The organism is Paenibacillus sp. FSL M7-0802 (assembly GCF_038004945.1).
Lineage (GTDB): Bacteria > Bacillota > Bacilli > Paenibacillales > Paenibacillaceae > Paenibacillus > Paenibacillus polymyxa_B.
In genome coordinates this window covers 4,530,804-4,552,143 of record NZ_JBBOSD010000001.1, presented here as the reverse complement: position 1 = coordinate 4,552,143, position 21,340 = coordinate 4,530,804, and the positions used below count along the sequence as shown (strand labels likewise).

Below are 21,340 nucleotides of genomic sequence, written 5' to 3'. Positions count from 1 at the left end.
TTTTCTTCTTGTCTTTGCTTCACCTGAAAAATTCACAAAATCTCTTTGTATAAAAGTAATGAGCCAAATATAGCACTGTAGTCACAAGTGATTATATTCACAAAAAAATCAAGTGCTTTTTGCATTAAATTGGTTTGACAATGTGTAAAAATTGTGACATATTATTTTTCGGAAACGTTTCCTAATTCATTCACTTTTATAGAGGCAATGATCATATATTCGTCAAGGAGATGACAGACATGCAAGCATTGAGATGGCATGGAGTAAAAGACTTACGATTGGAAAATATTGAGCAGCCCGCTGCTCTGGCAGGAAAAGTAAAAATCAAAGTAGAATGGTGTGGCATTTGCGGAAGTGATCTTCACGAATATGTAGCAGGACCGATCTTCATTCCCCAAGATGCTCAGCATCCATTGACTGGCGAAAAAGCGCCGATCGTAATGGGACATGAATTCTCTGGACAAGTCGTCGAAATCGGTGAAGGTGTAACCAAGATTCAGGTTGGCGACCGTGTAGTTGTAGAACCGGTTTTTGCATGTGGAGAATGTGATGCATGTAAACAAGGAAAATATAATCTTTGCGATAAAATGGGCTTCCTCGGTCTGGCAGGCGGCGGCGGTGGATTTTCTGAATATGTCGCAGCTGACGAGCACATGGTTCACAAAATTCCAGAAAGCGTATCTTTCGAGCAAGGCGCATTGGTAGAGCCTTCGGCCGTTGCTTTGTATGCTGTTCGTCAAAGCCAACTGAAAGTCGGCGACAAAGCCGTAGTATTTGGCGCTGGTCCTATCGGATTGCTGGTTATTGAAGCATTGAAAGCTTCGGGTGCATCTGAGATTTATGCAGTAGAGCTTTCCGAGGAACGCAAAGCTAAAGCTGAAGAGCTGGGTGCTATTGTGCTTGATCCTAAGACTTATGATGTGGTGGAAGAACTGCACAAACGGACTAACGGCGGTGTAGATGTAGCCTATGAAGTCACTGGAGTACCTCCTGTACTGACTCAAGCTATTGAATCCACTAAAATTAGCGGACAAATCATGATCGTCAGCATTTTTGAAAAAGAAGCTCCGATCAAGCCTAACAATATCGTTATGAAGGAACGCAATCTGACTGGTATTATCGGCTACCGTGATGTATTCCCAGCTGTTATCAGCCTGATGGAAAAAGGTTATTTCCCTGCCGACAAGCTGGTTACCAAACGTATTAAGCTCGAAGAAGTGATTGAGCAAGGTTTTGAAGGTCTCCTGAAAGAGAAAAATCAGGTTAAAATCCTGGTATCTCCGCAAGCCTAATATCGAAAATAAACCAGATGTCTGCTTTATGCAGACATCTTTTTATAAAAAAACGCTCTCCTTCCTGCGACATGCTGTCGTCAAGATGAGTAGCGTTTTTTGTTTACCATTCGGATTACTTAGTTACATTTTTCAGAACATCGTCAATCATTTGACTGTTTGCAATTGTACCTGTATATAACCAGCTGGAATCCTTACCAAAATCGTATACGTGGCCTTCTTTAACGGCTGGGATTCCCGCCCATACAGGATCTTTTACAATATCTTCTTTACTTACATTTTTGCTATTCACGATAAAGATATAATCCGCATCCAGCTCGGCCAGCTTCTCCAGCGATAAATTACTCCAGTTCGCCTTAGCCGTTTTGGAAATCTCCTGTACGACTTGTGGAATCTTGAATCCCAAATCCTTATACAATACATCACCGCTGGATAGATTCTGGTTTACGACATACACGTTTTTATCCGTTACCCATAATGCCGCCGCAGTTTTTTGTCCCACCGTCTGGCTCAGCTTGGCCTTAGCCTCTGCTGCTTTTTTGTCGTAGTTGCTCAATGCCTGCTTCGCTTCATTGCTCTTATTCAGCACCTCACCCACGGTCAGCAGCTCTTGACGCCAATCATTGTTCATATTAGTGCCTACCACGTAGGTTGGAGCAATTTTAGAGTATTGATTATATTTGTCGCCTTCCACCATGCTCGCACTGTCCATAATGATCAAATCAGGCTTGAAGTTCAGAACCGCCTCAAACGGAAGATCTGAAGCAATGGTAGGAACGTCCTTCAGTTCTTTTTGCAGGTAACCTTGAACTGAATTTTTGCCTACCGACCATTGGGCTACGGGTTTAACACCTAGGGCCACTAGATGATCCTCCAGATAAGAAGCGATCACACGCTGAGGCTGAGCCGGAACCTTCACCTCATGCCCAAGTGCATCCTTCAGCACCCTTTCCTGTGATGTTGGTTCCGCTGATGTATTATTGTTCCCTTGGGAAGCGCCATCGGTTGCCGCAGGACTGGATGTGCCTGAGCACGCGCTGAGCAGCAGGGTAAAACTAAGCAATAAAATAAATGCCATGGAATGCTTTGCGTTTCTATTCATTCGTAAAATCCCTTCATCATGATTTTGATAATGATTATTATCCTCAATAACAGTATGCAGGGCGCCACTTGCCGAATCAATGGAACATTCGGACATGCTTAATGGATTATCCAGACTGGTATCTCTCACAAAAGCAGATGAATATAGGCTGTCCCGGTAATGAACCGGGGATACCCCCGTATATTTTTTGAATGCCCGGCTAAAGAAATAAACATCCGGGTACCCCACACTGACAGCGATATCCTGTAAAGTCGCATCCGTCTTCCGCAAAAGCTCCTTAGCCTTGTCCATTCGCAGTTGAATTAAGTACATAATCGGGCTACAATCCGTTTGTTTTTTAAATAACCGAGTCAGATGTCTCGGACTGCATTCCAACAATCCGGCCAAACGTTCGAGCGTTATGGACTCCGCGTAATGATCCTGCATAAATCGAATCGCCTGTGTCACGATATCCCGCGCAGAAGTTCGAGCCTTCGGTTCTTGCAATTGCCGCATACATTCATATGCAAAATCATAGAACCGACCCTGAGCCTGAATCTTGGATAGCGCCTCATGATCCTGCCATGCGTACTCCAGTAGTTGCAGCTTTTGGTACAGTATAACCGGATAAGGCGGTACAAAACCATGAGCTATCGAAGGATGATTATACATCGTGTGTCCGGATAGAGAAGTCGCTTTATATAGTACAAGGATATATTCTATCCCGTATTGCGAGGGTTTCATATTCAGTTCAAAGCCTTTGCTGCCATGCAGTACGTACCCTGAATGTGGCGTATCCTTCCAATCACCATCCAAACGCACGCTACCCTGCAATACAAATACAAAAGCCTGCGCAGGAAGACGATACGGTTGAAGCAACTCTTCTGGCTCCAGTCGAATATGCCGGACATCCATGACACGGATCGACGAATGAAGCCATAGGGACAGCAGTTTGTTTAACTCATCAGCTTCATGTCCCTTGCTCATCCCGGTATGGGAACCTGCCTGCTTTTGCCGATCCTGCTTCACGTATCAAAGCCTCCGCTTCATAAATATCATACTTTTTTTCCAAACCAACCTTATTATATATCATCTTTTACTGCGTCTACCATGAGACAAATATTCCTGCACGAAACAAGGTGAATATACCATTTCCATGGTACAATTTGTATAAATACAAGATTTAAAATACATAGGGGGTTTGACAGCATGAGCGGTCCCAACATTGCATTGAGTACAGGAGCTAATGCACCATTCGGTAAGGAAGATACGGTGCGGGTCACCATTACATGGAAGCATGCACCTGCCGAACTGGATGTTAGCTGTTTTATGGTAGGAGCAGACGGAAAGGTTTCCTCAGATGACTATTTCATTTTTTACAATCAACCCGCTGACCCGCACGGCCATGTACGGTTACAGCGTCCAAATGACAGAACCACTGAGTTTACTGTAGCGCTCCAGGAACTGGAACGAACCGGAGTGGAAAAATGTGTGTTTGCGGCCACACTGGACGGCCCGGGTACTTTTGCCGATGTGGTCGGCTGCTCACTTACTGCTCAAGGCAAGCAATCCCATATCACCTACAGTATCACCGAAGCCACCAGTGAGACATCACTTGTGCTGGCAGAGGTGTATCGTCATACGTCTGGCTTCAAGCTTCGCGCAGTTGGGCGTGGTTTCAATGGAGGACTAAAGCCGCTCGCCGAGGCTCATGGTGTCACCGTAGAGGAAACGGAATCACCAGCAGCACCGTCAGCGGATAAAGCCGGCGTGAAGGAGCCTTCTCCTGTGAATGGAAGAATTAATCTGCTTAAACAGAAGGTACAAATTTCACTCCAAAAGAAGCAGATAGACCGTGAAAAAGCACGAGTAGCGGTTGTATTCGATGCTTCTGTTTCTATGTTCAAATTGTACACGGGTGGGACGGTGCAAAAAGCCTGCGAACGTGTGTTGGCTGTAGCCGCCTGTATGGATGACAATGGTGAAATGGATGTATGGTTTTTTGCAGACAAAGCCAAGCGTGCTCCAAGCGTCACAGAGAGGAATTTCGAGAATTACATTCATAGGAATTATGCTGAGCCTAGTGAAGATAGTGAGCTGGGGTGGGGCAATAACGAGCCGGAAGTCATGAAGGATATCATACTTAAATACACAAAGGAAGATCCCAACGATATAATCCCGACCTACATTATCTTTTTCAGTGATGGAGGTATTTATGAACAGAAAAAAATAGAACAGCTGCTGATTAAAAGCTCAAGCACTCCGATTTTCTGGCAATTTGTAGGTCTTGGTAAAGCCGATTACGGAATCCTTCGAAAGTTGGATAAGATGCGCGGCCGCGTAGTGGATAATGCAGATTTCTTTGCCTTGGATGACATTGACTCCGTGACAGACGCAGAATTGTACGACCGTCTGCTGAATGAGTTTCCTGGTTGGCTCAAGCAAGTGCGGGCTAAAGGAATATTGCGGAGCTAATTCTTCACCGCAATGCGATACTCCTACATGATCACTTAAATATCCGCCGAGCAGAACAATAAAGGCAGAATGACCGCAGATAGAGCAATCATCAGCGCCAGCATGCTGCCTCTGTTTTCCTCGGTTTTCTTCAGTTTGTCCTCTAGCGATTTCAATCTCCCTACCAGATCCTATTTATTTCATTTCCTAATTGGATATTTTCATGTAGTATAAGTCTAATTGAAGTAACCCTGTTTGGGCCATGCTGAAGCTATACACTATATGAAGGAGGATTTCATATTGAAATCAAATGAAGCAACTTTGCACAAAAAGCTGCTCCCACGGCACATTACCTTTATGGCTATGGGTGGAGTTATCGGAACGGGAATTTTTAAAGGAAGTACCGAAACGATTAGCTTGGCGGGACCTGGAGTTATTTTATCCTATGTCTTCGCAGGACTCTTGCTCTTAGTCGTTATGGGCGCAATTGCCGAGATGGCTACCGTCTACCCCAACATGAATATGAAGGATTTTATTCGCAAAGCTTTTGGAGAACGTCTGTCCTTTATTATCGGCTGGTTGTATTGCTTTATGTGGCTGGCCGTCTGTATCATTGAGGTCATTGCTGCGGGGAGCTTCCTGCAATATTGGTTGCCAGATGTTCCTCTATGGGTACTCAGTTTAGTGAGTGCGGCTTTCATTATTGTCGTCAACATGCTGAGTGTCGGCGGTTTTGGGGAGCTGGAATTTTGGCTTGCGGGTATTAAGATTGCCATGATTATTATCTTCATCGCCTTGGGTGGCTGTATACTGTTCGGGATTATTCCCACTGAAACTCCACCTTATCTAAGCAACTACGCGCAGCACGGCGGATTTCTACCTAATGGCTGGTTAGCTATCTTTTCAGCGCTGCTGGTCGTTACCTTTTCATACGGAGGGTCCGAGCTGATTGGACTGACGTTGACGGAGACAGAAAATCCGGAAAAGGTACTGCCTAGAGTGGTTAAAAGCTTTATTCTTCGCGTTGTTTTGTTCTATACGTTGCCCATTCTCATCATTTGTGGCTTGATTCCATGGAACCAACTGGATGCGAATACCAGCCCGTTTGTACAGGTATTGTCTTCTGTAGGGCTTCAAGGCTCGGCTCATGTTATGAACTTTATTCTGATCACTGCTGTACTGTCTGCCGCCAATTCGGGAATTTACGGGGCTACACGTATGCTGCATTCGCTGGCTATCAATGGAGAAGGTCCCAAATCACTCGCCCGCTTATCTTCAAACGGGGTTCCGGTAAATAGTCTCAAATTGTGCGCTGTAGTCCTGATTGTCGGTTCCATGGTTGCTTATGTCGCTCAGGACGGGCTGTTCCGTATTTTAATGGCTGTACCTGGCTTCGTCGTGTTGCTCGTCTGGAGCTGCATTTGTCTGTCCCAATTGAAATTGCGCAAATCTTATCCAGTGGAGCCTACTTTCAAGATATGGGGATTCCCTTATGTAACGGCGGTTACAGTGGGATGCCTATGGGTCATTGCGTTTCTATTCTTGCTTGACCCGCAAAATCGCATTAGCATTAGCGTATGCGTGGCTTTCATGGCATTTCTGGTCATCTGGTCTTTGGTGAAATTCCGGAGAAAGCAGGCGTAAGCAGCACATGATTCAATCTTACCTGTTTCCTGTTTCATATGCCTTTCTTGCGTTTCCTTTTGCTGCCTTATTGTTCACACTGCCTTTCCTAATCGTGCAATATCGCAGGCATGGCTATATTCACAAGGCTAGAGCATGGCTGCTTTACTTGATGCTGTTATACTTAATGAACGCCTTCTTTCTGGTCATACTCCCACTTCCGGCATCGCGTCATAATGCTGCATTAGCCGGGGGAGCGTTGCAGTTGATGCCCTTGCAGTTCGTTCATGACATTATAAGAGAAACATCCATCTCACCCGCCCATCCCTCCAGCTATGTTCATTTGCTGAAGGAGCGAGCTTTTCTGCAAGTCGTTTTTAACGTAGTGATGACCATGCCTTTCGGGATGTTCTTACGTTATTATTTCCGTGCACGATGGGGATGGTGTCTGATTCTGTCCTTTATCCTCTCCCTCTTCTTTGAGGTGACGCAGCTGACAGGACTGTATGGATTTTTTGACCATGCGTATCGTGTGTTCGATGTAGACGATTTGATGGCTAATACATTAGGCGGTATGCTAGGCTTTCTATTAGGCGAATGGTTTTCACGCTTCCTGCCCCGCTTGGAACATCTGGACAAGCATGTGGACATGGCAACGAAGCGAGTGTCCTATACCCGACGGGGCGTAGCCATTTTCGTGGATTCTATCATATGGACCGGGCTACTCGGAATCATGGAGTCTCTGCATGTGCCTGCTGCTTTCTGGGTTTCCAGTGGGGTATACTTTATGGTGGTTCCTTACCTAACGAATGGACGAACTCCAGGGAAATGGCTGGTGCGTATTCATCTCACAGGGACAGGACAACGGATTTCCCTATGGGAGCTCATAAAGCGTTACAGTCTCTTGTACTGGGTGTATTTTGGACTTAATTACGTACTGGGTGGGCCTGTCCTATGGTCTCAAGTGTCCCCTTGGCTAAGTGTTCTGATTAGCCTTTTGCTGTTAGTGATCAACGGATGGTTCTTTTTCCATCTGGTCATACGCCTATTTAAGAAAGACCCGTTATTTTATGAGGAGCTTAGCCATACTTCACACCAAATTATATGGCCCAAGCACTATCATCATCCTCAAAATGACACCGCTGACTCGGCAGAAACGTCGGGAGCGAATACCGTGAAATGATAACTGAAAGACTGACAACGTGATAAGCACCCGCGATCTACGTTGCATCTAAGCAAATAAAAAAACAGGCGAAGCAAAGGATTTCCTTTGTCCGCCTGTTTTTTATTTTGCGCATAGATATTAGTTCGTTTCCCTTATTTCCACTGTGCAATTTGATCAATAGGCAATCGTGTGGACGGATGACCATCGTTGATACCTTTACCCATGGAAATGAGCATAACAGGGACATAACGATCTTTTTCCAGACCAAAGGCTTCAGCAATTTGATCCTTTTCAAAACCGCCAATAGCGTTAGTATCATAACCATGAGCGCGCGCTACCAGCATAAGCTGCATGGATACCAAACCACCGTCAATCAGGACTGTTTCTTTGTTCACAACTGGATCAAGCGCTGCAAAATGAGCTGCCACTTTTTCCTGTTGCATTTCTTTAATGTCTTTTGGCATATAGCCCAGTTCTACAGCTTCTCCGAAAATTTGTTCGAAATTATCAAAGTTATTCAAATCCCCAAATACAGCGATCACTGCCGAAGATGTTTCTACTTGACGTTGGTTGAAACGGGCCAATGGTGCCAGTGTAGCTTTACCTTCAGGGCTGTCAATGACGAGGAAACGCCAAGGTTGCAGGTTAATGGAAGATGGTGCGCGTGTAGCTTCTGTCAAAATCTCAGTCATTTCCTCACGGCTGATCTTCACGGACGGATCGTATACTTTTACAGAACGGCGTCCTAGGGCGATTTCTTTAAAATCATTCGTTTTGACAATATTGGATGTGTTCGTATTACTCATTCAAATCTCTCCCACTATAAATTAATATTTTCTCATGTTTTCTCACTCGTTCTTCGGTTTTCAGCCATTGACATATCGAGCACTGGAGAAGTCATGTAAGGATGTCATTATTTTTCGGATGAGCCGGTGGCAGGAATAGAGGTTGAGACATTTTTCCCAATCTATGGATCGACTTCTATAATCGCACCTTGGATATCCACTCCTGACTCTTGACGGCTTACCCTCCCATATCACGCGGGGTCTTTGCCCTTATGGAAATGATTCCTGCGGCTGCTCCGTGCTTCCTTTGTCTCTGCTTATTCCTATCCGATGAGAAACATGAATCCGGTTTTTCTTAAGCTGTCTTCTGTAACTGGGCCTCACGTACTGGCCCTAAAACGTCGTTTGCATCGTACCGAACTTGCTTGGTGCCGAGCGTGTGAAGAATGCGAATCAGCTTCCCGCACAACGCTACAATCGATTGCTTTTTCTTCAGTGGATTCTGGCTTCGTTTGGTAAAGTATTGGTGCAGTGCCTTAAACTCCGCATTCTTCGCCACCATGAGCACCACGGCCCGAAACAGTAGCGCTCTTAGCCTTGCGCGTCCTCGTTTGGTTATACTGGATTTTCCTTTTTTCTTCCCCGAGCTGTTCTCTTTGAGATTCAGTCCGGCCAGCCGTATAATCTGCTGTCCATGCTCGTAACCCCTTAGATCCCCCACTTCCGCCAGGAACCCCGCCAAGGTGACCACAGCCACGCCTGGCACAGTAAGCATCTCTTTCGTTCCTGGGATTTGAGGGAGTAGACGTTCCACCTCGGCTAGAATCTCTTCGAGCTGTCTGGCGAACATGTCGTACTGTTCCAGAAGTGTTTTAATCTCTATTTTTGCTGCTGGAAGTCCTTCGGTCAGACCGATGGAACTTCTCGCCGTTTCCACCAGTTGCCGGGCTCGTTTCGTCCCTACGGCTCGCTTCACGTCTTTCTTCCAGCGCTGGACGATGGCTTCTGCACCTAATTCTACGATCTCACCTGGCGTTGGAAACTCCTGCAAGGTAATGCGCGAAGCTTTCCCTTCCCAGTCTTTAAATACCTGCGTGTACTCTGGAAAAAAGCGATCCTGCCAGTTCTGTACCCGTGCATACAGGAGGCGCTTTTTTTGTTCAAATCTCAAATTAATTCATTACAGAAATGGCTCCTTACCTTAAAAATGAATGAACCCACTTCATCTTCTGACATTAGCGATCAGATAATAATTTTCCTCCCAAACCAATGTTTTCTTTTTCGCTTTCCTTAATCAAAACAATAAAAGCCGACTCGGGTACATTCATTATGGTTGAAGCTGATGTGGTAAGTTCAGTGACCAACGATCTTTTTTGTTCTTTATTTAATTTGCCTGCTTCAATAGTAATTACTGGCATGTAAATTCCTCCTTGTTTCCCCTATGGGTATAATGTAATTGGGGTCAGTCCATATCGGACATATGACCATTCATAACTTGCAGCATATCGGCTAGCTGGTGCCGCTGAGTCTCGTCGAAACTTTGGAGCAACCGGGTCACAAACTGTGAGCGTTCCTGTTTAAAAGTAACAATACGTTCACGCCCATAATCGGTCAGGCTAACCAGCGTAACTCTGTTGTCCTCCGGCTTGGTTCGTCGTGTGACCATCGCTATCGCTTCAAGCTGCTTCAAATGGCGCGTTACGGCTGCAGCGTCAATGCCAACCTCTTTTTGCAGCAGAGTTTGACTAATCTCCTCCACTTGATACAACTTGCACAATAGCTGCAATCTGGATGCGCTGACTCCTGCGCAACGCTCAAACTTGGAGCTAATCTGCTTGTTCAGCAACAACAGCATGTCAAAAATATACTCAGGCTCGGATGGTGTCTGGGTGATATCAATCTCTCCTCCCTTAAGCATATCGCTGGGCTTCGTGATCCGACCTTTGATCCATCAATTATTGATCTATCAAGTAATATACATCCTCTTTAAAAATAAATCAAGTCCCTGAGAAAAATAAAGTGCTCTTTGCAAATAAAAGCTGAGCGACTCGCACAAGAGCCGCTCAGCTTCAATTTAACTTTATTATGTTCCGTTGTGCTAAATAATCCCGTGGGACAGCATTGCGTCGGCCACACGCACAAATCCTGCGATATTGGCTCCGACAACCAGATTGCCCGGCACGCCGTATTCCTCAGCCGCCTTCACGCTGTTAGCATAGATATTTTTCATAATATCATGCAGCTTGGCATCCACTTCCTCAAAGGTCCATGACAGACGCATGCTGTTCTGCGACATCTCAAGCGCCGAGACCGCTACTCCGCCTGCATTGGCAGCTTTGGCTGGCCCAAACAGAACTCCATTGCCCAAAAATACTTCAATGGCCTGTAACGAGGATGGCATATTGGCACCTTCGCCTATAGCTTTTACCCCATTGCTTACCAGCAGCTGGGCTGCTTGCTCGTCAATTTCATTCTGTGTGGCACATGGCAGTGCGATGTCGCATGGGATCGACCAGATCCCCGAACAGCCTTCTGTATAGATTGCGCCTGGACGCTCTTGAGTATACTCGCTAATCCGCAGACGGCTCACTTCTTTCAGCTGCTTCACCAGCTTCAGATCGATACCGTCTGGATCATAGATGTAGCCATTCGAGTCACTACATGCCACGACTGTAGCGCCAAGCTGCTGTGCTTTTTCAATCGCATAAATGGATACGTTCCCCGAGCCCGACACGACGACGCGTTTTCCTTCAAAGGACGATCCCTGCGCCTGCAGCATCTCGTTTACAAAATAAACACAGCCATAGCCAGTCGCTTCCGTACGTGTGAGACTGCCTCCGTAATGAATCCCTTTACCCGTCAGGACGCCACCTTCATGTCCTCCGCGAATCCGCTTGTATTGTCCGAACATGTAACCGATCTCGCGGCCACCTACTCCAATATCCCCAGCCGGAACGTCGGCATCTGGACCAATATATTTATACAACTCAGTCATGAAGCTTTGTGTAAAACGCATCACTTCGTTATCTGATTTCCCTTTGGGATCAAAATCCGAGCCGCCTTTACCACCACCGATGGGAAGACCCGTCAATGCATTTTTGAAAATCTGCTCAAAACCCAAAAATTTGACGATTCCCAGATATACAGACGGATGGAAGCGAAGTCCACCTTTATAAGGCCCTATCGCACTGTTAAACTGCACACGGAAGCCACGGTTGACCTGTACAACCCCCGCATCATCCACCCAAGGTACACGGAAGGTAATGACTCGCTCCGGCTCCACTAGCCGTTCCAGAAGCCCCTGCTGCATATACTTAGGGTGCTTAGCCAATACCGGAATTAGCGAATCCAATATTTCCTTGACGGCCTGATGGAATTCATTCTCATGAGGATTGCGCGCGATAACCTTCTCAAAAACGGACTGCACATATTCGGCTGCTGCTTGTTGACTCTGCTCTGGACGGATCATGGTCATTATTTAATACACCCCTTTTATAATTAGCCCCTCTGTTAAATGACGGAACGACGTTATTCTGCACCTTCGAGAGTGGAACTTTATGTATTCATAAAATTTAGTTAACTATACATGATTTTTTATAATAATACATCTAATTCGCCTATAAAAAATTTTTGTATCCTTCATTAAATAACTCTATGAACCTCTCATTGTCTGTTAGTTTCCTAAAGCTAAATCCCTTGATTCATGGGCTTTTTTCACGATTTCTGAGGCCCTAACACCTTACCCTACATGGCATTATAATGTGAACAAATTGAAACTAAAACATACATTATGTCTGGAATATGGAAATAAGAAAAAGAGGCTGCGCGCAGGGCGTAGCCTCTTTTCCCATCCTATAAGGGTGCAACAACTCACCATTACAGAAATGATCTTTTACACATAAAAGGCTTCAAGCTGACGCACAATTTCTGCCTCGTCATGCTCTACCACCTGCTGATGCTGTGATTTGGAGAACAATTGTTCAATTTGCGCTGGGAACTCCTGCTTGATGTCCACCAGACGGATGGCTTCATCAAATTTGGCCGGATGTGCTGTCGCAAAGGTCACACATACTTCGTCCCCACCATTATACGCCTCATACGCGGCAATACCGCATGCCGTATGGGGATCGAGCAAATAATCGTATTCGGCCTTGTATTTCTTGATTAGCTCCAGACACTGCTCATTCGAAGCGCCGAGCGCTTCAAAATCCTGCTGTACCCGTTTCAAATCCTCTGCACTGATCACAATCCGTCCCTCGGTTTTGAGGTTATTCATGTATTCAGATACCTTGGCTGCATCTTCTCCGAGGAAGTAATACAGGTATCTTTCGAAATTGCTCGCCACCTGAATGTCCATCGAAGGACTGTATGTGCTTTTGAAGTCGCCTGGCTTGTATTCGCCTGTCTTCACGAAGCGCTCCAAAATATTATTTTCATTGGTTGCAATGATCAGCTTATGGATCGGCAAGCCCATTTTCTTCGCAAGAAAGCCGGAAAAAATATTGCCGAAGTTGCCAGATGGCACACTGATATTGATTTTTTTCGTACCCGTAGACTCCTGCGCCCGGAAATAAGCATAGAAGTAATATACGGTTTGCGCCAAAATGCGCACAAAGTTAATCGAGTTAATCGCCCGCAAATGATGTTTACCTTTGAAATCCAGATCGGCAAACAGGTCCTTAATGACTTTTTGACAATCGTCAAAGTTCCCTTTTACGGATAGATTCAGTACATTTTCATCGTCTACCGTCGTCATTTGCAGCTCTTGTACCTTGCTCACCTTTTGGTGTGGATGCAAAATACAGATTTTAATGCCTTCCTTGCCACGCACGCCCTGAATCGCTGCTGCCCCGGTATCGCCCGAGGTTGCACCCAAAATGTGGATAATCTCATTCTGCTTTTTGGACACATAGGAATAAAACTCACCCATAAATTGCAGCGCCACATCCTTGAACGCGAACGTAGGCCCGTGGAACAGCTCCAAAATAGACAGGGAATCATTGATCTTCTTCACTGGCGTAACTTCCGGGTGACGGAAGCTCGCGTAACTGCGCTCCACCAGCTGCTCCAAATCTTCACGAGGAATCTCATCATTGATATACAGCGCAAAAACTTCCAGCAGCAGCTCTCTGTAGCTCAATGTTGCCCATTGCTCCAGCGTAGCTGCCGACACGGTCGGAATCTGCTCAGGTACCATCAGACCTCCATCGTCAGCTAACCCCATGAGCACGGTATCAATAAATCCCTTGGCTTCTACTCGACCTCTAGTGCTTATATATCTCATATACATCCCCCAATAAAAATTCAATTCGAACCTTTTTTCGAATATATTATTGTCTATAATACCCTGTCGCGGTGCTGTAACCAAGCCTTTTTTTCATATTTCAAAGACTTTCTCCTACTTTACCATACCCTGATGCATCAGGCATCTGTAATCGCTAGGCAATCGGAACGTCAGAAACAGGCCGTGAGACTGAAAAAAGAAGGCTGCTCCAGTCATTAGGAACCTGAAATCGAGAGTGCAGCCAGCTTGAGCGAAGGCGATGTGCAGCTTCCCGTAAAACGCAAATCATTGCCAACTTCCTCTATCTGCTGCAACACATCAAAGAAGTTGCCCGATACAGTGATCTGATTGACTGCTCTGACCACTTGCCCCTGTTCAATCCAGTATCCCAGACAAGCCAGCGAAAAATTACCGGACGCCGTATTCGTACCCGCATGCAGCCCCTGCAGCTCTACGATCATCAGCCCGCGATCCGTCTCGCGAATCATGTCCTCCAACGTAGACGTGCCTGGTTCCACATACAGATTATGATACGACACACCAATTTTGCCGTTATAGCTACCCTTGGAAGCATGAGAGGTACTTTCCACCCCAGCCTTGCGAGCCGTCTTGCGGTTATGGAAATACGTCCGTAGTTCTCCGTCCTTGATGATCTCATTACGATGCGTTGCGCTGCCTTCGGCATCAAACGTACTGCCTGCGGGAACGTTCTCCATCAGCGGATCATCAATCAGCGTAATACGCTCACTTGCCACCTTTTGCCCTAGTTTCCCAGCCAATCGCGAAAAGCCTTTATCCACCGACTCCGCTGAAAATACCGACGTATACGCAGCCAGCAATTGCGCTGCTGCATCATGACGGAAAATGACCGGATAGTTATCCGATTGGATCGTGTGCGCACCCAGCTTGGAAACAGCCTCTTTTACGGCTTTATGCGCCACATCCACAATATCGATTTCCTCCACGCTCCGCAGGGAATAATCATGCCAGCCCCCGGTAACGGTCTCGTCATGGTCTGCTGCAATCACATACACATAAGCGGTCGCCAGACTTTTGCGACGATGGCAGTGCAGTCCTTTTGTATTTACTATCAGGACTTCATTTTCACGAATGCCGACCGAGCAATGCCGAGCCATCACAATCCGTGGATCTGCGGCAAGCGCTGTGCGCTCCATTTCCAGCGCCGCTTCGATCAGAATCTCAGGAGCCGTGTCAGCTAACGCTGCGGCATAGGCAGGCTGCTCAGGGTAGCTCTCAGAGCCTGCGAACAGCTCATCCTGCTCCTCGCTCTCCAATATGTCCGCGTTGCTGCGTGCCTCTTCCAATAAAAAGTCGATCACGTCCGGTTCCAGCTTCTCCGTAGAGGCATAACCCATTTTCCCGTTAATGACACCCCGGAAGGAAAGCCCACCGTTTTCGACGATGGTATATTGATCAATTTCTCCCTTCAGTACCTTCACTGAGGTAGAGCGTCCATTTACATAGTAGATTTCCATATCCGCGTAGCCGATTTCCCGACCTTTTGTGAACAACGCTTCCTGAAATTGCTGAATATTCATCGCCTATTCCCCCTTCCGTCCGCCGACGGTCATCTCGGACACTCGAATTGTCGGCTGTCCGCAATTGACCGGAAGACTTCCGCTGACCGAGCCGCACATCCCCTGACCATGATCCAGATTGTTGCCGACCATATCAATATTTTGTAGGGTTTCAATCCCTTTGCCGATTAGCGTTGCTCCTTTGACCGGCTCGGCAATTTTGCCGTTGCGAATCATATACGCCTCTTCGACTGCAAAATTGAACTCGCTCGTCGAAGTATTCACCGAACCACCACCCAGCGATTTGGCATAGATCCCGTACTCCGTATTGGCAATGATCTCTTCACGGGTAGACTCGCCATTCGCAATAAACGTATTGTTCATACGGGATGCAGGCGCGAATTTATAGGACTGTCTTCGTCCTGACCCTGTCGCAGGTACACCCATCTGGCGCGAGCCCATGCGGTCGATCAGATATCCTTTTAGAATACCGTTCTCGATCAGTACGTTACGCTGTGTCGGCGCTCCTTCATCATCGATATTGAGCGAGCCCCACGCGTTCGGAATCGTTCCATCATCTATAGCCGTGACGAGCGGTGAAGCTACCTGCTGCCCGATCTTATTGGCAAACACGGAAGTTCCATGCGCCACCGCCGTAGATTCCAGCCCGTGTCCACACGCCTCGTGAAAAAGAACGCCGCCGAAGCCGTTCTCAATTACGACCGGCAGTCTGCCACTAGGCGCATATCCCGCTTTGACCATCGTGGTCGCAATACGAGCGGCGTGTCTGGCATTTTCTTCGATATTCAGGTTCTCCAGGAATTCAGTCCCCGCATACGCTCCCGGCCCACGGAACCCGGATTGTCTATGCTCTCCATCAGTCGCAATCGCGCTTATTCTCATGCGTGTATACGTACGGGTATCCTCCACCAGCAGCCCGTTGCTATTGGCGATCAAGACGTTCTGGATCGAGTTGCTAATCCCAATGGAGGTTTGCGTGATGGAAGGATCATATTGGCTTGCCGCCTCATGCGCCCGTCTCATCATGTCGATCTTGGATCGTTTCTGTGAACCGTCAGGAATGATCGCAATCGGATGTTGGTTAGGGATAGCATGAGGATGGAGTGTAAGGGTGTGTGTACCTGGCACTCCACCTCCGCGAATGGCCTTGGCGGCCGATTTGGCCAGTCGGATAAGGCTCTGTTCGCTCATGTCGCTGGTGTAGGCATACACCGAAAAATGCTCCTTCATGATCCGAATACCAATCCCAAAATCCCGGCCTGACAGCGCCGTATCCACGACGCCTCCGGTCATGCCCAGTTGTCCATTGGTACGGTCCTCGACGAACACCTCTGCAAAATCTCCGCCCGTCTCCAGCGCGGCTTGCAGCATATCCTGAATCTGTGTTGGATGTATCATTACGTTCCTCCTCGTTTTTGCCATGTTTCTTATTGTACGTCTAAGCGATCAAGAACATATGCGGGTTCATGTTCATTTCCCATAACTTTACTATACATGATGTTGGGAGTGGGTGTAACTATCTGGGTGGCAGTGTTGGAAGGGTAAGATGAGATTTTAGTCGTGAGGATAGGGCTGTAAAATGAGAAAACCCGAGTAGACCGTGAAGGGTCATGTCGGGTTATTGAGCAAATTGATTGCTGGTTGGATTGAGCAAGTAAGTGCAACTAAGGACGCTACGTAGACGGATCATTCTTCCGATCGCTGTTGCCCCCAGATTTTTTTGATTATATTTTAACGGTAAAAATCCGGGTTCAAAGGCGAACGCTTTGCTTCTTCAGAACGATTCCATCCCCTCCGCTGCTAAGCTTGGGTTTGCTTTATTTTGTTTCAAATCCTAACTGATTAGTTAAAATGCTTTTCTCTAAACGGATATAGTACAAAACATGGTTTAGTTCAATCTCCGTTGAGTGTAAATAATAAGCCGCTTCCTTAACTGAATCCATGCTCAACGCTCCTGCTTTGGCAGCGATAATGTTAAAAGCATCTCCAAGTAATTTAATACAAGTTTGAATCCTCTCTGTGTATTGCTCTTCAAGTTCTACTAACTTTTCATACTCCGCTACCATGTCACTCTGAGAAGTCAAAATATTCCCCACCTTTTGGTACGTATATGAGTACCAGTTTTACAAAAATTATATGTTACGTTTATGCGTATCGTCAAGAAAAATTTGTAAAATAAGGTGGGAAACCTAATGGCAAAGAAAGTAGTTGTGAAAATTAACGAAATTACAAGACAACACAATATTTCCTTGAGAGAACTCTCACGTTTATCTGATGTACGACACGCTGCTCTAAGCGAACTTCAATCCGGTAAACGTGAAAGCATCAATTTTAATCATATTGAAAGAATAGCCGAAGCCATGAATATTGAAGATATTCGGGAAATTATTGATCTGGTTGAGATGGAAGAAAAGAAATAGTCATCATTTGCTGAAAGAAAGTTTTTTGTGGAACGAGACCATATAGAGGCCTAGCATCGATTGCTAGACCTTTAAACTTGATCATCAATTTGATTGGTTTGAAAAGATGGAATAATAAGATCTCTCCCACGCAATGCATACAGAACAATATTTTCTGACCTATCGCTGACAGTGGAGAGATGGGGTCTTGTAAGATAAAAAAATGTGAAGAAAAACCGGGACAAGGCTTTTTTGAATTTCTTGTTTCACTGTTGAGTGCGCCGTAGCATTCAAGAGCAAAAAAGTGTGGCCACGAGGTAACCTATCAAATATTAGCAGCAGTCATATCTAATATTTTCTCTATTTCGTTTATTTTATATAAAATTTTTTTGTCTGTTCTTGTTATAACCTCAGGAAGAACTCCTACGCTATCAAAAGGTAACAAACCAAGTAAAAAAGATCGATAACCTGCTAAAAAGTTATGAAGATTGGGTATCTTGATCTTTATCTCAAGGTTCTTTTCGACCTCAGTTAGTAATTCTTCAAGAGTCTTGTTGGGAGAACATTGATAGTAATAAATGAATGAAGAAATAATTGCTGTTTTTTTACGAGATAAACGAATGTTTTCACCCACTACAAAGCCATTTAAGCATATCTCAGACTTCGTTTTCCGAACCTTTTTAGGATTTAGTTGAAATCCTTGACTCTTAAGAATTTTTGTAATCCCATTAATAAATACTCTCTTATGGATAAATAAATTATCAGATGAAAAGAGTAGATCATCAACATACCTAGTATAATTTATACCAAACTTGCGGCAATATCTAGATATTCTGATGTCTAGGAACCTGAAATAAATATTAGAAAGGACAGGTGAAGTTACTGCACCTTGGGGTAGGAACTCATTAACAGTAACAACTTTAGTAATAAAATCTAAAATAGTTAAACTTTCATTAATACTAACATCATCAACGTAATATTTTAAAACCTCCCTTAATTCCTTTTCTTTGATAGAGTGAAAAAAATCTTTAATATCCAACTTCATATAGTAGCCGTGTTTTACATGTGGTTTAAGATAATCGTAATATGACTTCCCCTTAACATATCCGTATGCATAATTAGAAAGAGGAATGAAATCAAGAAAATTATTCTTCAGTTGTTTTTGAATCTTATATATCAAATGTTCATTATCTATACAATGAATAACTCTATCGGACTTATCCTTCTTTTTAATTATTTTCGTATAATATGCTGTAAGTAGTTGCTCTTCAGTTAGAAGGTCAACATAATGAGATACACTATCACGAAGAACTTTTTTCTCGAATTTACTTAAACTCTCAATACGCATTTAAATTCTCCTAAAAAAGCAAGGGTAAGTACATCCCAGAACCTCGAAATTAATGCATAGGCCAATAAGCGTATACTAGCGCGACAATTAGCAGGCCTCAAACCATGGATTTTCCCTACACCCGTTACTAAGCACGTCACAAGAGATTTTTAGTTTCTTGTATAAGGGATAAAAAAACTGTCATCATGGCATCTATAGTCAATAAATAACTACTTCAGATTTTACTACTTACCCCATTGCTTTAGAATTAGTTTATAACAATTTCTCCAGTTTCTCAATAACTTTTCCTAATTCGGGAAAGCTCGCTTGAAATAAGCTTCTATTTACAAATACATCCTCGGACTTTTCTATTTTTAATTTTCTATCGAAGAACCAATTAAGATAGTTAGTAACCCAACCGCTTGTCTTATCTCCAAAATCAAGTGTAGATTCTTTTAATTGCTTGCGTATCTCTTTTATAACTTTTAATTTTTTCACGAACTCTTGATTGTTGTTATTTCCTTCTTTATCACTACTGAACCAATCTGTTTTCCCAAAAAAGACCAACCTAAGAAAGGTTGTTTTATGATCTTCCGTCTGTAAATCGGAGTACAGATTATCAAAATTCTCTTGGTTCCAATCATGTTCTTTAATCCATTGCCAGAAGAGGTGGTAGTTTCTCTTATTGATAATAGTACCTTCAATAGTTGTCTCTAATGGCATAAAGTTGTACTGATCATAATATTGCTGGATAAGTTCGATTAGTTCAGCTCGTTCCTCACTTTGTTCAATACAAAGTCCTGTGGAATCTACCTCAAATTTATTTGAGTTTAATCTTTGTGTTATCTCGCTTCTGACTCTAAATGTATCATTAAACTTCTTTGTATAGTGATATTTTTCACGTTTAATAATGTTTCTGTTTTTAATCACATTTAAATAAGCACTACCTGAAAGCATATATTTTTTCTTTTTAGGAGAGTAGTTCAATATCTTGTCCATATCAATCATAACTAAATAATTTATTTTAGTTTTTCTATCATTCGGATTAACTAATTTAAGTTTATCCTCCTTTCCATCAAAAGCATATATATCTATTTTATTCAATTTAGGATGCAGAATACGCAAATTGTCGTTTCTAAAAACCTCTAATTCTGTATCCCCTTCTACAAAAAAACAAACCTCTGAGAAGAATAAATTAGCTTCATTATCTGATATTAGTTTATGTTTTTTTTCCTTAAATCCATTTATTCTCGATACATAAGATTTATTAAAAAATTCTGTATTGGTTACGTGAAACATTTCGTAGTTCTCATGTTCAACGATTATGTTCTTTACAAAAGTCGGGGAGTGAGTTGCAAATATCCATTTAGTTGTTGAGAATCTCTCGTATTTTTTGATTTCTCTTGTAAATTGCTCTATTTTTTTTAAGTGAAGATGAAGTTCTGGCTCGTCTATCATTATCAACGGGCTCGATAAATGTTTATTATTAAAAAGGCGTAAGATTAATTTTACATATAAGCTCATAAATGAATAAGAATTCATTCCATAAGAACCAATTTTTAAATTATGAGCTTCGTACTCAAAGCCATTACCCCCTAATTGAAGCTGTATAATCTGACTGATTTTTTCATATATATTTGACTGCTTAACTCGTATATTTGATTTTTCAATTTCTGAGATAATATCTTGAATCACTGTACTGTAATTATCTCGTCCCTCATCATCTAATTCAAAAATCCCTTCAATATTTCCTGTTATAGAGACTTTTTTTCTGAACGGAGCTATTTCTCCTATGAGCTTCCAGATGGATTCCCAATTATAAAGGTCAATATTTCTAGACTCTAAAAAAAAGACAGGGAACCTCACAGAAATAAATGCTCGAAACTCATAGTCTTTTATATTCCAATTAATTGATTTATTTTGACGGTTGTATTTTAGAGTAAGCGTACACTTATCTTTTTTAATATATTTATCAGCATATTTTTTTACTTTCTCTACTATATCATTCAAAGGATCCAAACCACTATGAAATTGACTGAATTTAATGTTTGAAAAAAAGTCATCTAAAAATCCATTATTGACATTGGTATTACCTTGTATTTTATCTAATAACCCTTTGAAATTATACTCTATAGAAATTTCAACTTCATCGTTGTAAGGGTTACTTTTACTAAACATTGAATCATCATAAAATTCCTTAGTTAGATTGATATAAAAAAAATGAATAATTTTCATAATATTTGATTTACCAACATTATTAATACCTATAAAACAATTGATATTCATATTCAAGTTCAGTTCAAGAAACTCAATTGATTTGCAGTTTTTTATTGTTATTTTCTTAATAGACATCTTAACTACACCCTTTTTC

Annotated in this window: 16 protein-coding genes and 1 pseudogene; 5 read left to right on the top strand and 12 right to left on the bottom strand. The window is 43.6% G+C overall.

Translation table 11 applies throughout. The features are described 5' to 3' along the window. Window positions 1–239: 239 nt before the first annotated feature. Entirely contained in the window at window positions 240–1,292 is a 1,053-nt protein-coding gene (locus tag MHB54_RS20880; RefSeq protein ID WP_023989740.1) for a 2,3-butanediol dehydrogenase, read from the top strand. 115 nt (window positions 1,293–1,407) lie between these two features. Here MHB54_RS20880 and MHB54_RS20875 read toward each other — a convergent pair whose 3' ends face one another. Beyond that, window positions 1,408–3,402, bottom strand: a complete 1,995-nt coding sequence (locus MHB54_RS20875) for an AraC family transcriptional regulator (RefSeq protein WP_264454703.1) — start codon at window positions 3,400–3,402, stop codon at window positions 1,408–1,410. A gap of 180 nt (window positions 3,403–3,582) precedes the next feature. Here MHB54_RS20875 and MHB54_RS20870 point away from each other — a divergent pair, with 180 nt between their 5' ends. The 3 genes from MHB54_RS20870 to MHB54_RS20860 all read left to right on the top strand — a co-directional run bounded on the left by MHB54_RS20870 (window position 3,583) and on the right by MHB54_RS20860 (window position 7,633). Further along, on the top strand, window positions 3,583–4,848 hold the full coding sequence (locus MHB54_RS20870) for a VWA domain-containing protein (protein WP_069081164.1): 1,266 nt from the start codon (window positions 3,583–3,585) through the stop codon (window positions 4,846–4,848). Window positions 4,849–5,127: 279 nt separating this feature from the next. Next, window positions 5,128–6,471: an amino acid permease gene (locus tag MHB54_RS20865; protein ID WP_028542243.1), complete on the top strand. Its 1,344-nt coding sequence runs from the start codon at window positions 5,128–5,130 to the stop codon at window positions 6,469–6,471. Between the two features lie 7 nt (window positions 6,472–6,478). Next, window positions 6,479–7,633, top strand: a complete 1,155-nt coding sequence (locus tag MHB54_RS20860) for a VanZ family protein (RefSeq protein WP_264454702.1) — start codon at window positions 6,479–6,481, stop codon at window positions 7,631–7,633. 134 nt (window positions 7,634–7,767) lie between these two features. Here MHB54_RS20860 and MHB54_RS20855 read toward each other — a convergent pair whose 3' ends face one another. From MHB54_RS20855 to MHB54_RS20815, 9 genes and pseudogenes are all read right to left on the bottom strand, one after another. Continuing rightward, window positions 7,768–8,421: a nitroreductase family protein gene (locus MHB54_RS20855; RefSeq protein WP_069081166.1), complete on the bottom strand. Its 654-nt coding sequence runs from the start codon at window positions 8,419–8,421 to the stop codon at window positions 7,768–7,770. A gap of 334 nt (window positions 8,422–8,755) precedes the next feature. Further along, window positions 8,756–9,535 (bottom strand): annotated as a pseudogene (locus tag MHB54_RS20850) (transposase); the annotation flags it as partial. Between the two features lie 100 nt (window positions 9,536–9,635). Next, window positions 9,636–9,818, bottom strand: a complete 183-nt coding sequence (gene dmpI, locus MHB54_RS20845) for a 4-oxalocrotonate tautomerase DmpI (protein WP_023989746.1) — start codon at window positions 9,816–9,818, stop codon at window positions 9,636–9,638. Window positions 9,819–9,862: 44 nt separating this feature from the next. Beyond that, entirely contained in the window at window positions 9,863–10,255 is a 393-nt protein-coding gene (locus tag MHB54_RS20840; RefSeq protein ID WP_028542241.1) for a MarR family winged helix-turn-helix transcriptional regulator, read from the bottom strand. A gap of 243 nt (window positions 10,256–10,498) precedes the next feature. Then, window positions 10,499–11,875, bottom strand: coding sequence for an NADP-specific glutamate dehydrogenase (gene gdhA / locus MHB54_RS20835; protein WP_264454701.1), 1,377 nt, complete (start codon window positions 11,873–11,875; stop codon window positions 10,499–10,501). A 417-nt stretch (window positions 11,876–12,292) separates the two neighbouring features. Next, on the bottom strand, window positions 12,293–13,684 hold the full coding sequence (gene thrC / locus MHB54_RS20830) for a threonine synthase (RefSeq protein WP_264454700.1): 1,392 nt from the start codon (window positions 13,682–13,684) through the stop codon (window positions 12,293–12,295). Between the two features lie 215 nt (window positions 13,685–13,899). Further along, window positions 13,900–15,243 (bottom strand): TldD/PmbA family protein, encoded by a 1,344-nt coding sequence (locus MHB54_RS20825; RefSeq protein WP_264454699.1) that lies wholly within the window; start codon window positions 15,241–15,243, stop codon window positions 13,900–13,902. A gap of 3 nt (window positions 15,244–15,246) precedes the next feature. After that, the gene (locus MHB54_RS20820) at window positions 15,247–16,641 is read right to left on the bottom strand and encodes a TldD/PmbA family protein (RefSeq protein ID WP_264454698.1); all 1,395 of its coding nucleotides are present in this window, start codon (window positions 16,639–16,641) and stop codon (window positions 15,247–15,249) included. 419 nt (window positions 16,642–17,060) lie between these two features. Continuing rightward, window positions 17,061–17,327: a hypothetical protein gene (locus tag MHB54_RS20815; protein WP_081391261.1), complete on the bottom strand. Its 267-nt coding sequence runs from the start codon at window positions 17,325–17,327 to the stop codon at window positions 17,061–17,063. Between the two features lie 108 nt (window positions 17,328–17,435). Between MHB54_RS20815 and MHB54_RS20810 the strand changes: the two genes are divergently transcribed. Next, on the top strand, window positions 17,436–17,663 hold the full coding sequence (locus MHB54_RS20810) for a helix-turn-helix domain-containing protein (RefSeq protein WP_053325902.1): 228 nt from the start codon (window positions 17,436–17,438) through the stop codon (window positions 17,661–17,663). Window positions 17,664–17,967: 304 nt separating this feature from the next. Here MHB54_RS20810 and MHB54_RS20805 read toward each other — a convergent pair whose 3' ends face one another. Together MHB54_RS20805 and MHB54_RS20800 are read right to left on the bottom strand one after the other, a co-directional pair. Next, on the bottom strand, window positions 17,968–18,990 hold the full coding sequence (locus tag MHB54_RS20805) for a reverse transcriptase family protein (protein ID WP_264454696.1): 1,023 nt from the start codon (window positions 18,988–18,990) through the stop codon (window positions 17,968–17,970). Window positions 18,991–19,242: 252 nt separating this feature from the next. Beyond that, window positions 19,243–21,321 carry a retron Eco8 family effector endonuclease gene (locus MHB54_RS20800; protein WP_053325904.1) on the bottom strand — a complete coding sequence of 693 codons (2,079 nt, stop codon included), beginning with the start codon at window positions 21,319–21,321 and terminating at the stop codon, window positions 19,243–19,245. Between the last annotated feature and the right edge of the window lie 19 nt (window positions 21,322–21,340).

Bases quoted from the DNA above. Each gene is read 5' to 3' on its own strand.
- MHB54_RS20880 (WP_023989740.1), top strand. From the start codon at position 240: ATGCAAGCATTGAGATGGCATGGAGTAAAAGACTTACGATTGGAAAAT.
- MHB54_RS20870 (WP_069081164.1), top strand. From the start codon at position 3,583: ATGAGCGGTCCCAACATTGCATTGAGTACAGGAGCTAATGCACCATTC.
- MHB54_RS20860 (WP_264454702.1), top strand. From the start codon at position 6,479: ATGATTCAATCTTACCTGTTTCCTGTTTCATATGCCTTTCTTGCGTTT.
- MHB54_RS20855 (WP_069081166.1), bottom strand. From the start codon at position 8,421: ATGAGTAATACGAACACATCCAATATTGTCAAAACGAATGATTTTAAA.
- dmpI (WP_023989746.1), bottom strand. From the start codon at position 9,818: ATGCCAGTAATTACTATTGAAGCAGGCAAATTAAATAAAGAACAAAAA.
- MHB54_RS20840 (WP_028542241.1), bottom strand. From the start codon at position 10,255: ATGCTGTTGTTGCTGAACAAGCAGATTAGCTCCAAGTTTGAGCGTTGC.
- gdhA (WP_264454701.1), bottom strand. From the start codon at position 11,875: ATGACCATGATCCGTCCAGAGCAGAGTCAACAAGCAGCAGCCGAATAT.
- thrC (WP_264454700.1), bottom strand. From the start codon at position 13,684: ATGAGATATATAAGCACTAGAGGTCGAGTAGAAGCCAAGGGATTTATT.
- MHB54_RS20825 (WP_264454699.1), bottom strand. From the start codon at position 15,243: ATGAATATTCAGCAATTTCAGGAAGCGTTGTTCACAAAAGGTCGGGAA.
- MHB54_RS20820 (WP_264454698.1), bottom strand. From the start codon at position 16,641: ATGATACATCCAACACAGATTCAGGATATGCTGCAAGCCGCGCTGGAG.
- MHB54_RS20810 (WP_053325902.1), top strand. From the start codon at position 17,436: ATGGCAAAGAAAGTAGTTGTGAAAATTAACGAAATTACAAGACAACAC.
- MHB54_RS20805 (WP_264454696.1), bottom strand. From the start codon at position 18,990: ATGCGTATTGAGAGTTTAAGTAAATTCGAGAAAAAAGTTCTTCGTGAT.
- MHB54_RS20800 (WP_053325904.1), bottom strand. From the start codon at position 21,321: ATGTCTATTAAGAAAATAACAATAAAAAACTGCAAATCAATTGAGTTT.